The sequence below is a fragment of the Halalkalibaculum sp. DA384 genome (genome assembly GCF_043951955.1).
Lineage (GTDB): Bacteria > Bacteroidota > Rhodothermia > Balneolales > Balneolaceae > JAMQKA01.
On sequence record NZ_JBINJE010000009.1, the window covers coordinates 122,451 to 135,402 of the forward strand.

Annotated in this window: 6 protein-coding genes; 4 read left to right on the top strand and 2 right to left on the bottom strand. The window is 50.6% G+C overall.

The genetic code is table 11. The annotated features are described in order from the left end of the window. Positions 1 to 65 precede the first annotated feature (65 nt). The gene (locus tag ACG2E4_RS07440) at positions 66 to 2,684 is read right to left on the bottom strand and encodes a tetratricopeptide repeat protein (protein WP_395276160.1); all 2,619 of its coding nucleotides are present in this window, start codon (positions 2,682 to 2,684) and stop codon (positions 66 to 68) included. Between the two features lie 576 nt (positions 2,685 to 3,260). Then, positions 3,261 to 4,700 carry a pyruvate kinase gene (pyk, locus tag ACG2E4_RS07445; protein ID WP_395276161.1) on the bottom strand — a complete coding sequence of 480 codons (1,440 nt, stop codon included), beginning with the start codon at positions 4,698 to 4,700 and terminating at the stop codon, positions 3,261 to 3,263. A gap of 620 nt (positions 4,701 to 5,320) precedes the next feature. On the opposite strand from pyk, the gene ACG2E4_RS07450 reads away from it, so the two are divergent. From ACG2E4_RS07450 to ACG2E4_RS07465, 4 genes are all read left to right on the top strand, one after another. After that, positions 5,321 to 6,739, top strand: a complete 1,419-nt coding sequence (locus ACG2E4_RS07450) for a GWxTD domain-containing protein (RefSeq protein WP_395276162.1) — start codon at positions 5,321 to 5,323, stop codon at positions 6,737 to 6,739. A gap of 335 nt (positions 6,740 to 7,074) precedes the next feature. Further along, complete coding sequence (locus ACG2E4_RS07455; protein ID WP_395276163.1) at positions 7,075 to 10,215, top strand: SusC/RagA family TonB-linked outer membrane protein; 3,141 nt, start codon at positions 7,075 to 7,077, stop codon at positions 10,213 to 10,215. A gap of 32 nt (positions 10,216 to 10,247) precedes the next feature. Beyond that, a complete protein-coding gene (locus ACG2E4_RS07460; protein WP_395276164.1) occupies positions 10,248 to 11,741 on the top strand; it encodes a SusD/RagB family nutrient-binding outer membrane lipoprotein in 1,494 nt (497 codons plus the stop codon). Positions 11,742 to 11,771: 30 nt separating this feature from the next. Then, positions 11,772 to 12,629: a hypothetical protein gene (locus ACG2E4_RS07465; RefSeq protein ID WP_395276165.1), complete on the top strand. Its 858-nt coding sequence runs from the start codon at positions 11,772 to 11,774 to the stop codon at positions 12,627 to 12,629. The last annotated feature ends 323 nt before the right edge of the window (positions 12,630 to 12,952 follow it).

The following is a 12,952-nucleotide window of genomic DNA, read 5'->3' on the forward strand; positions in this document are numbered from 1 at the left end:
CATGCGTGAGACCTGCCGCCTGAATAGCCCTCCGAGCGTCTGCGGTCTTATCACCTTCTTGCTCCCTATCTTTCAGCCTGTCCGGAAACAGGGAAAGAAAACTTGCACCGCACCCTTTTCATGCCTCGATCCAGGTTCATACGGATGAATTCCAGGTGCTCCCGTATCGCCCGTGCAAAAGCTTCCTCGATACCCGCTCCTGGTTTCGCGGATACCCGTTGAAACTCTTCCACTGTCCCTTCCGCAGTAATCAGAAAGGAGTAATCGATTGTGCCCGGGGGGGATTCACCTTCAAGATCTTCCGGTAGTTCAACATTTGTCAAAAACTGGCTTATTCCTCCCTTTATCTTCGGTTCCAGACCCAGCTCCCGGCAGGTCGACAACGCCTCAGGAGGCCGATTTTCCTCCATTTTTCCCAGTGCTTCAGAGAGTTTAATGACCCTTTCGGCTGCCGGCTGACTGGAAAAATTCCGGGTATGTTCATTTAGTACCGCGCGCACGGTATCCCAGTACGCTCCGCGATACTCCAGCCGGGGAACCCTGCCATCCGTGTTGGCAGAGTCTGTAGCCAGGGAATCTGATGACGGCGGTTTTACCCTAATGCTGTCCCGCCCGCGGGCCAGCCTGATGTAGTATTTTATGGACTCGTAATGAACGAGCGGGGCAGCCGGGGTCCCCTTGTTTGCCAACGCCAGGCTCCGCAACTCTTTTGCAATTTCATCGGTAGCAGCCGGTGAAGAGAGAATATTTTTCATCTGCCGGGATAGCTTCAGATCTGTCGAATCCTTTTGCGCCGGACCCGGGGGAACGTTTTTTTCAAGACGCTGATCCAGCCGACGAGTGTAGGGGGAATCCGGGTGCTCCCTTCTCAGCCGGGCGGCCCACTGCTCCGCCTGGTCCTGATCTCCCCCGGAGTTATACAATTCATACAGTGAATACAGCGCCTTCGGGACCAGGGCATGCCCGGGATGTTGTTCCACGACCGAACGGAAGTAATGGGCCGCGCTATCCTGTTCCTGGAGCGTCAGCAGGAAGAGGTTGCCGAGCTCAAATTTTGCCGAGGCTATCTCGTCCCGCGTTTTTTTCCGTTCCTCCGGGGTAAAGGGAATTTCACCAAGATCCAGCTCAACCGGGGAATGTGGTTGATCCGGAGAGGAGCCATTCCCTTCAGCAACCGTCTCCTCCTGCGAGCTGTCCTGCCGGCTGTCTCCGTCACGTATCGCCTCCGCCCGGCGCCAGTTATCCACCAGGGGGCGTCCTCCCCAGACCGCCCTGAACTGCGTGCGGGCCGCGGTCAAAAGCCGGCTATTCTGATAATTCAGGAAGCCGTAGGTCCCGGAGGTACCGCTATCCCGGTTCGCACTCTCCAGGGTATTCACATTGGTTAAGACGTTGGCATCCTGCCGGCGGTCCTCGGCCTGCTCCTCCAGCTGCCGGATTCGCTGCCGGCGTATCTCCGCAATCACGGAATCGAACCTGGCCTGTGGCAGATTTCCGAGCCACAGCAAACTATCAAGGTGACTGATCCGGTTTCGCAACTCGCTGTACCGGCCATACGCCTGCGCCAGTATGTTGGTGTTCAAGGATTCTTCCAGCGCGCCCCCCTGCTCCGAACGATCCCTTAAAGAGGAAGAGGAGTCGTAGTAGGCGGCAGCCAGCTTGTACCGATTCAGATTATTGGTGTACATCTGTCCCAGCCGGTAGTAAATATCGGCTCTCGTTTCCCGTTCCACCTGGTAGGTGGTACTGCGCAGTACCTGTTCATAAATTTGCCGGGCCGCCTCGTAGTTGCCCATCGCCTCTTCTGTTCGGGCTATCTGATAGTATAATTCGGGCAGTCGCTCCACATTTTTGTCGTCCCTGCTCATCTTGACAAAGATCGCCAGTGCCTGTTCCAGGTTCCCCATCTTACGCAACGCCTCAGCCTGTTTGTAGTTGGCATAATAGAGCAGGGTAAATCCGGGACGATTGGCAGAGACTTTTCCATAAGCTTCAGCCGCCGCTCCGTACTGTTCTCCAATCTCTAGAATTTGACCATGCAAAAAGTGCGCTCTCGCCTTCAGTGCTCCCTTGGGCAATCGCGGCAATGCCTGGGTTAGCAGCTGCCCGACCTGGTCCCACTGCTGCAGTTGCACGTAATGCTCGGCAAGCAGGACCTCCGCCTTTGCCCTAAGCTCCGGTTTCCACTCCCCTGACAGGCTCGATAGCTGATCTTCCAGGAATACGACACCCTCGCTGTACATCTGCAGATCGAGCAGGGCCCTGCTCTTCCAGACTACGGCACGCTGGCGCATTTCCGGCGTTTCCGCCACGTTGTACTGCTCCTCAAACTTTTGCTGCGCAGAATAATACTCCTGCCGGTAGTAATACGACTTGCCTATGAGTTCGAGCGTCTCGTCAATCCACCGCGACTCCGGGAATTTTCTAAGGATCTGGGCACCTTTGTCAATCGCATCCTGAAACTGCTGATCGGCCGAACCCAACGGGGGTTGAAAAACCCGGATTGGATCATTTACATTAATCTCCCTGGGTTGGTCCGCAAGCTGTTTAAGTGCCGCCCGGTAGCTCTCATTGGCATTGTAATAGGTGTTGTAGTAAGCGCGGAAATCGATCCAGGAGTTTTTGAGTGCGCCCCCGCATCCCATCAAGAGGGTGAGAACTGCTATTTGGAATGCTTTTTTCAATATACCTTCCGATCCTCGGCCTTATTTCGTCAATGAACTTCGTAAAATAACTCAAATATCACAATTTGTTTAGCTTTTATTCGCCTGGCGATACATCACTGCGCTAACCCGGATTATTCACCAGGAAATTTGGTTGTGCACGAGGCGAAGGAAAAATGACCGCGGAACAGTACAGATGTACAGTGAGCACCTCATTTTTACTTCAACGAAGTGCACGGCCCAATTTCGCAGCCTTTGTGACAATACCCAAATTTGAGCTACCGGGTATTTCCGCTAGATATAATAATATCATTGGCTTAAGATGTAATTTGTTCTGCTTCGTGAATAATCCGGGCTAAAAGAAGCACCAATAAGAAACAGGAGATTTTTCTCTGAAGGGGCCTTTGCAGAACCTGCTATTTTGTTGGGTGGGGATTGTACCACCGACCTTGGTGCCCTTTTAAACAGGAGTATAACTCACTCAGAACAAGGAATAGAGAGATTTGCAAAGCCCTCTTTTTTAAAAAAAGGGGGTGTTCTTTTGGCTTGAACAAAAGGAAACATGTATCATGTATCATGTATCGGGAGAGCAAAAAACTATTCAATCGAGCTTATTTTAATCATATTGGTCCGGCCTCTTTTGGCTATCGGCATTCCGGTGGCTATAATCACGCGGTCGCCCTTGCTGACCAGCCCGTGATCGGTCAAATACTTTTCCATCACCCGGACGGTGTGATCGGTATCCTCGTCAAAAATCCTGTCGATAATGACAGGGCGAACCCCCCACACCAGGGCCAGCTGCCGGCGGATCTTTTCGGTTTCGGTGAACGCCACTATGGTAACCTTGGGGCGAAATTTGGCAATCCGGCGGGCCGTGTTCCCCGACTGGGTAATCGTGGCGATCGCCTTGGCTTCAACATTATCCGACATGGAGATACAGGAATAGGCCAGCGATTCAATGATCTGCTTCTCCTTCCACTCCGGTTTTACATACTCCAGGCTGTTATAGATGTGCGACACCTGGGATTCCACCGAGCGACATATCTTGTCCATGGTTTTCAGTGACTCCACCGGGTACTCTCCCGCCGCTGTTTCGCCGGAAAGCATAACGGCATCGGTTCCATCGAGCACCGCGTTGGCCACGTCAGAACTTTCGGCCCGGGTTGCCCGCGGATTTTTAACCATCGATTCCAGCATCTGGGTAGCGGTAATAACCGGCTTGCCGGCCCGGCGGCACCGGTCAATAATTTTCTTCTGAATCAGCGGGACCCGTTCACTGGGCAGCTCGATACCCAGATCGCCCCGTGCCACCATAATGCCATCGGACTCTTCAATAATTTCGTCGATCACCTCAACCGCTTCGGGTTTCTCGATTTTTGCAATGATGCCGGCCTGGCTCTCTTTGGCCCGTACCCGCGAGATAACCTCCTGGATATCACCGGCACTCCGTACAAACGACATCGCCACAAAATCCACATCCTGGTCAACCGCAAATTCCAGGTCCTCAATATCCTTTTCCGTAAGGGAGGCCATCGAAATATCAACATCAGGAAGGTTCACCCCCTTTCTGGACTTCAGCAGCCCTCCCACAATCACCTGCGCTTCGAGGTGCTCCTCCGTTTTCTTCACGACCTTCAGCTCCAGCAGGCCGTCATCCATCAAAATGGTATTTCCCTCGCGGGCATCTTTATTCAGGTAGGAATAATCGATGGGTATCGTTTTGGAGGTTCCAACAACCTCCTCGGATGTCAACTTCACATAACTGCCGGTCTCAATTTCCTGGGCTTCATCCTTCATCGTGCCGACCCTTATTTTGGGTCCCTGCAGGTCCGCAAGAACCGCCACGCTTACATTCAGCCTGTTGGAGATACGACGTATGTGTTCAAGGGTCTCTTTGTGATCCTGGTGGGTACCATGGGAAAAATTCAAGCGAGCCACATTCATTCCGTTCCGTATCAGCTGCTCAATAACTTCCCCGGTATTCGAACTGGGTCCCAGCGTACAAACAATTTTCGTTCTTCTTTCGCCTTGTAACATCAATATATATATAGGGTGATTAAATACTTACAATGAATTTCAACTTGTTAAAAGAGGACGTTTAAAAAGCCCGGTACTGCCCAGGGGCAACTCCTGCGCAAATCCAGAACCGGGGGAATGATACCTCGTCGATGAGGATTTCAAAAGCGCAATTTTGCACATATCAAGTATGAACCCGCCGTTTTTCAGCATCCTCTTACACCGTCCGCAACCGGCTGTACAGTATCGAAGAAATCGCTTCTGTCCGCCAATTTGAGTTAAGGTAATATATAAATGCCGATGCTTTTAAAAGACCCACTAAATATGGAATCTCAAAGCGGAAACAAAATTAGCCTATCTTTTGAACCTTCAAAAAATTTTTTTTGCTCGTTTTTTCGCCTTATCTCCCCTGTTGGGTATTCCGTGGTCAAGCTTTATTATTCTGTTCGTGCGCGCATGGATGGAACGTTTTGGCTTATTACGGGTTTTAGCATTATGCCTGACAGGCGATATTGACATCGACTGAGAATTACCGTTTTAGCTGTTTCAGCAAAAGCCTGACACTACAAATTAACGCTTGTATAATTTCATGTTTAACATTTAGTTATTATAGAGCAACCGTTAAACAAAGGGGTCCCATAATGCGCTCTATTCTTTCACTTCTGTTCCTGGCTTCCATCCTGATGATGGGCTGCAGCCAATCGATGAACCCGGACATCGTACGAGGATCAACCTATCAATACCGCGGGGGATTCCCGGAAGTCAGGCTTTCCGCCATCGGCTTGCTGGATGAAAATGACGAGCCCCACATCAGCGTGGCCGCCGACATTGTGTATGGCAGCCTGGTATACAAGGAAGTAGAGGACATGCAAACCGCCAACATCGCCCTGGAAGTGCAGATCCTGGACCAGGCCGACACTGAAAATATTATCGATACCGAGCGCTTTACCGTAACCATTGAAAAGGAGGATCCCAACATAACATACAGCCAGGAGGTCTTCACTTTTGAGAAAGAGATACCGGTTGCCCCGGGAGATTACCAAATCAACCTGACGGTCATCGACCAGAACTCCGGGAAGCACACCACCCGCTCATCCAATACCTTTATCCCGAATCCCGAAGACAATATTTCCAACCTGACCAACATTCGGCTGCTCGGCAAACAGGTAGACGAACATCAGGGCGCCTGGCTGCCGATCACAACTTACGATGTGCCCGGAAAGGTCGATTCACTGAAATTTGTATTCCAGGTTACCAACAACAAATCAGAAAGCCCGCTGACCATCGATACCGAACTGATCCGTTATGATTCGGATACCAGCGTGGCCCGCCCCATGCACTACAATAACTACAGCCCCTCCAATATTTCGTACAAGGGCATTGAATATGACGAGGAGGAGGTCATACAATCCAGCAGGCGCGTGTTGACGCAGCCGGGCAGCGTCCTCGTTGAGTTTTTCTTTCCCCAGCAGGGGCGCGGCAACTACCGTTTTGAGGTTACCGCCAGCGGAGATGAGGAGGAGGAACCTCTTTTCAAGGCACGTGATTTTAGCGTAAAAAGCACCAATTATCCCTCTATTAAAACCGCCCAGGAGATGTTGGGGCCCCTTCACTACCTCATGAACGATGACGAGTATGAACGGCTCAGTGCGATCAACGATTCCGATTCGCTAAAAGCGGAGATCGACCGGTTCTGGCTCAGCAACATCGGAAACAAGAACGAAGCCCGGAGTGTTATCGAGATGTTTTACTCACGGGTTGAAGAGGCCAACAAGCAGTTTTCCAACTTCAAGGAGGGATGGAAAACCGACACCGGCATGATATACATCCTCTTTGGCCCGCCCTGGTATGTGGAGACCCACCTGGATGTGATGACTTGGTCGTACGCCTACGACCGCAGCGATCCCGAATACAACTATACCTTCCAGCGATCAAAATTGAAATCGCGGTTTTACCCATTTGACAACTACCTGCTGCGCCGCCACCAGGGTTATTTTAATATTCAATACCAGCAAATTCAGCTCTGGCTTACAGGTCAAATACTCACCAGGAGTATTTAACAGAACATGCGGTCTTTTATACTTAACAATTAGTGAATAAAAGCTAATTTATTTAATACAATGTCGATAGATGTAATATTTATTTATCCCATATGGGGTGTTTAGCACAATTTATCGGAACATTGTTTTATTTATCAAAAAAAATACCTTAATTTGAGGTGTCAGTGAGGCCCAAAAAAGTGGCCATTTTACATACGTTAAAATAGTATAATAGTAGGTTCGTGGGTTATTTTATCATCACATCTCCCATTCCGTATATAGAGAATAGGTTATTTATGCAATAATCTGCACCTGCCGTTATACCTGCTTAAATTACAATAAAAACGAGGTTATCTATGCTTAGAAAGTTACTATCCATAGGGGTTATTCTACTTGCCTCTGTATCGATATCCTATGCACAGTCTGGTGATATCACCGGCGTTGTGACGGATCAGCAGTCTGGCGAACCAGTGCCGGGTGCCAATATTTTCATCCCCAACCTGGAACGGGGTACGACAACCAATGTTGACGGGGAGTACACCCTGAACAATATTCCGGTAGGCACCTACATGGTTCGGGTATCCTATATCGGCTATACCACAATCCAGCAAACAATCGATGTAAGCACCGGCCAAAACGAGATTAATTTCGAGATGCAGGCCGACTTAATCGGATTGGAAGATGTAGTGGTAACCGCCCAGCAAATTGAAAAAGAACGACGATCGCTGGGTTACAGCGTTACCAGCGTAGGTGGCGAAGAGATTAACAAAGCCAAAGAAACCAACTTTGTTAATTCACTGGCCGGCAAGGTACCCGGTGTTTCCATCACCAACCAGTCCGGCAACGTTGGCGGCTCCTCGCGAATCGTCATTCGTGGTATCGCCTCCCTTTCCGGGAACAACCAACCCCTGTTTGTAGTGGATGGTATTCCCATTTCCAATGCAAATATCGTATCCGGCACCTCGCAAGATCGTCTTACCGGGGCTATTGACGTCGGAAACCGGGCATCGGATATCAACCCGAATGACGTGGAGTCTATTTCAGTCCTCAAAGGAGCGGCGGCGGCAGCCCTTTACGGTCAGCGCGCCAAAAACGGGGTCATTATGATTACCACCAAAACCGGGGAAAGCTCCGGGGTCTCTGTTGACATCAATTCGACCGTTCGCACCAGCAACCCGCTGCGACTGCCGGACTTCCAGAATGAGTATGCACAGGGAGACCTGGGCAAATACGACGTGGAAGACCTGGATGGATGGGGCCCTCGCATAAAAGGCCAGGAAGTTGAAGATTTCAGGGGAGAAACCGTTACGCTGCAAGCCTATCCCGATAACGTCAAGAACTTCTATGACAGCGGCGTTACGGCCATCAACAGTGTTTCTGTTGCCAACGCTGATGAGGATGGCGACTTCCGGTTGGGCGTAACCCGTACCGACCAGGGAGGCATCATTCCCAATAGCAACCTGGAAAAAACAAACCTGTCGCTGAACGCCGGAAGCAAGGTGAGCGACAAGTTAACAGCCCGTGTTGGATTCAACTATGTCAAAACCGAAACCAGGGGTAAAGCGGTAGCCGGCGGCAACGACCCGAACGTACTGACCTCGCTTGTCAATACCATTCCACGGACCATCGCCAACAGCCATATGGAGGATTACCTGAATGAAGACGGAAGCCAGAATTCTCTTAGCTCATTCACCAACAATCCATACTGGATCACCAATGAAAATGTATTCACCAACGGCATTGACCGCGTGTTTGGTCACGGAAATATCCAGTACGACCCCTACGAGTTCCTCAACATTTCGGCTCGCGTGGGTACCGACTTTTACACCGAAGACCGGCGCAATATAAATGCCAAAGGAACCATTGGTCGTGAAAACGGGCTGTTCACGCAGGATGTCATCCAGAATTACCAGTTTAACAGCGACATCATTGTGACCTTCCAGAAAGACCTGACCGAGGATTTCAACCTGAAGGCGATTGCGGGGCACAATATCAACACTACTAGGCTTCAAATTCAAAACAACGAAGCCCAGGAGTTGACGGTTGACGGCCTGTACAACTTTGCCAATGCAGGCTCCAACACCCCTTCCAACGAATTTTCTGAACGCCGCCTCGTTGGGGTATACGGGGATGTGACGCTCGGCTACCGAGACTACCTGTTCCTGGAAGTTACCGGGCGTAATGACTGGAGCTCGACCCTGCCCAAGGATAACAACTCGTTCTTCTATCCCTCGGCCAACCTGAGCTTCATCTTTACGGAAGGGCTGAACCTAGACAGTGACCTGCTCTCCTACGGTAAGCTGCGACTGAATTACGCGCAGGTGGGCAGCGATGAAGATCCCTACCAGCTCGACTTCCGCTACTTCCCGGTAAGTTCGTTCTTCGGGCAGTACGGCACCGACAACACCTTCCCCTTTGGCGGGCAGGTAGGCTTTGAGGCGACCGGCACTATTCCACCTTCCGACCTGAAACCGCAAAACCAGATCTCCTACGAGGTTGGAGCGGAACTGCAATTCTGGGGCGGCCGGTTCGGTATCGACTTCACGCTGTATAAAATCGACACCGAAGACCAGATTATTTCTATCCCGATTCCGGAAAGTACGGGCTACAGCCTCCGCAGAACCAACATTGGTGAACTTTCCAACGAAGGTATTGAGGTTGCACTGAACACCACCCCGGTTCGGGCCGGCGACATAAGCTGGAATATGGATGTGAACTTCACCAAGAACAACAACACCGTTGAATCGCTGGCTCCCGGTGTGGAAGAGATCATCATTGAAAGCGGCTTCAGCAGCCTGCAGGTCAAAGCGGAACCCGGCAAATCGCTGGGCCTCTACGGTCCCGGGTTTGAACGCGACCCGGCCACGGGCAAGCCGGTCATCGACCCCAATACCGGGTTGAGAAGAGAAGGAGACATCATCCGCCTTGGAAGCGTTGACCAAGACTTCTCCGTTGGGTTTAACAATACGTTCCAGTACAAGAACATTGGCCTCAGCTTCCTGGTAGACTGGAAACAGGGCGGAACGCTGTTCTCACAAACTGTAGGCGTACTCCGAAGAGATGGTGTGGTGGAAGAAACACTTGAAAACCGCGAAGGCACCTTCATTGACGACGGTGTTATTGTAACCTCCCGGGATGCCGAAGGAAATATTACCGGCACACGTCCCAACGACGTGCCCGTACAAAGCATGGAAGACTTCTGGGGGCGCTATTCCAGTAGCTCTATCCATGAAGGCAATGTATTTCCTGCCACTTATGTGAAACTCAGGGAGATAAGCCTGTCGTACAACCTCCCGCGCCGCATACTGCAAAATACCCCGATCAGCCGCGCCTCGGTTGGACTCACCGGCCGGAACCTGTTCCTGCTGTACAGTGAGATTCCCCATATCGATCCGGAAACCGGCTTGTTCGGCTCGGCCTCCAACGGCCAGGGTATTGAGTGGAACAACCTGCCCTCGGTGCGTTCCTTCGGGGCCAACGTCAGCATTTCTTTCTAAACAACTATTTATTTTAAAAGCAAAAAGAGATTATGAAGAACTTAATTTTCAAAAAAGTCAGTGCAACCTTTTTTGCACTCGTACTACTCTTTTCCGCAGGATGCAGCGATTTTCTTGATATCAACGAAGATCCCAATGCTGCGACTGAAGTAGAAGGCGACCTGCTGTTCCCCACTGCACTCGGGTACATCGCGTCCAACCGGGCCATAGAAATTGGTCCCTCCAACACCTTGTGGGCGCAAATATGGAGCTCCAACGGTTCAACCGGTGTGTTTACTGACTCCGAGACCTATGCCGTCAGTTCATTTATGACCGGGAACACCTGGAGCTTCTACTACGTAGATGTGCTGAAAAACCTGGAACTTGTCAGGCAACAGGCTGAATCGGCCGATCCGGTGCGCAACAACGTTGCCGCGCAGGCCAAAATCCTGCAGTCATACGTATTCTACGAGCTGACCGTCCTGTTTGGCGCGGTTCCCTATACCGAGGCCGTGGACAGCGAGATATCCCAGCCAAATTTTGATGACCAGGAGACGATTCTACGCGGACTGGTAACCGATTTGACCGAGGCTGTCGACCAGATTGAGATCGGTTCGGAGCTGGCCGGGGTTACCGACGGCGACCTGATCTACAAAGGTGATATGGCGAAATGGGAAAAATTCGGCAACTCGCTGAAGCTTCGCATCCTTATGCTGATCAGGAACAAGGACAATTCGGTAGACAGCGAAATTGCGGACCTGCTCGAAAATGAGCCCCTGATTCGCACAAACGCGGATAATGCGGAAATCCCGTTCTTTAATGAAACCAACAACGCCAACAACCTCTGGAAACTGAATAACCAGTTTGCCGGATTTGTCAATGCGGGGAACGGAAACGGGTATCTTTTTGCCGGTGACCCTCTCGTATCATTGATGAAAGATCTCGGCAATAATGGCGATCCACGGTTAGGCACCTATTTTGAGTACGCCGTTGATTTTGATGACGGTACGCAGCAAACCAGCGAATACTTCGGGCAGGAAGCCGGGGTATTTGACTACAACGACGGGGAAACCTCCATGCTGAGTCAAAACATCATTCGCCAGGATTGGCCCAGCCGCATTGTTACCGCTTCTGAAGTATGGTTTTATGAAGCGGAATACTATGCCAACCAAGGTGATTTAGATGAGGCAGAAGTCAGCTACGAAGAGGGTATTCGATTAAGTATGGATTACTTTGATGACAAGCCCGGGTCCATTCCGGACAGCGAGCGCGACGACTACATCAACGCCCTGGATGATCTGAGTACACTGGGACAAACCCAGGCACTTGAAGACATCCATGAGCAGCAATATATCGATGTCTTTGAAAAAGCGCCTGAAAACTGGACGCAGTGGAGAAGGGTGAAAGTGCCCGACCTGCCGGTGCCGCAAAATGCGCTGCTTGGAAATATCATCCGTCGATTTCCATATCCACCGGACGAGCTCTCTGCAAATCCCAATGCGCCAAGTCGCCCGTCAAACGACACGCCGATGTGGTTTGAAAACTAATTGCCTAATCTAATTTAAAGAGACTTACCTATGAAATTGTTAAAAACATTCGTCTTAGTGGCCGCGGCCTTAGCCACGATGCTATTCTACGGCTGCGAAAACGTAAATGAACCGTACGATATCAGCAGTACTGCCCAACCGCCCTATGTAGAGCTGCAGGACACGACCAGCCAGGTTCTGGAAGGAGATACCCTGGATGTAGTGTTTGAACTGCCCGTGGCGATTGGGGAAGATGTGGATGTCACCTTCTCCATTTCGGGAACGGCAGAATATGAAACCGACTGGAAAACAGATGACGAGAATGTCAGCCCCGACGGAGGTACAGTAACCATCGAATATGTGGATTCCACAACTTCCAACGATGAATACGCCCTGGAGCTGATCTTTCCGAGAGATGGCGAAATCGATGGAGACAAAAATCTTACGGTCTCCCTTGAAAGTGCTGTTTCTGCCAGTGGCGAGGAGCTGATGGTTGGTCAGGGTCCAATCGAAAAAGAACAGACAATAACCATTATTGACTTTGACGCTAAAGTACCTGTAGAAACAGGGACCTACGATTATAGTCTTGCCGGTGACCTCGGTTCCGGATCAGGTACCGTTCAAATTACGGATCTGGATCCTCCCTATACTGAAGGTGGTACTGAGTATGGAAATCTCATTTCCGACTTTGCCGCTGGTGCTTTCGGTGGTGCGGTGCCATATCCATTCAGTGTAGTTGGTAATGGAGTGGTTATTGCACCTTCGGCCTATACCGATCAAGGGGTATCGGCTGATATTACTGGCACCTATAATCAAGAAACCGGGAGAATCGTCATGGATGTTACACTAACCTGCTGTGGCGGTGAGGGATTCCAGTGGACCTTAACCCTTACTCCACAAGGAGAATAGACAAGACCTGCTCTAAACTTAAAAAGGCCGCTGCATTTGGTTGCAGCGGCCTTTTCTGATTGTAACCCGCGAGGCATACCAAGCCGGCCTATCCCGGATTATTCACGAAGTAGAACAAATTACGACATAAGCCAATGATATTATGATATCTAGCGGAAGTACCCGGTAGCCCAAATTTGGGTATCCTCACAAATAGCTGCTAAATTGGGCCGTGCACTTCGTTGAAGTAAACATGAGGTGCTCACTGTACACCTGTACTATTCCGCGGTCATGTTTCCTTCGCCTCGTGCACAACCAAATTTCTTGGTGAATAATCCGGGTTA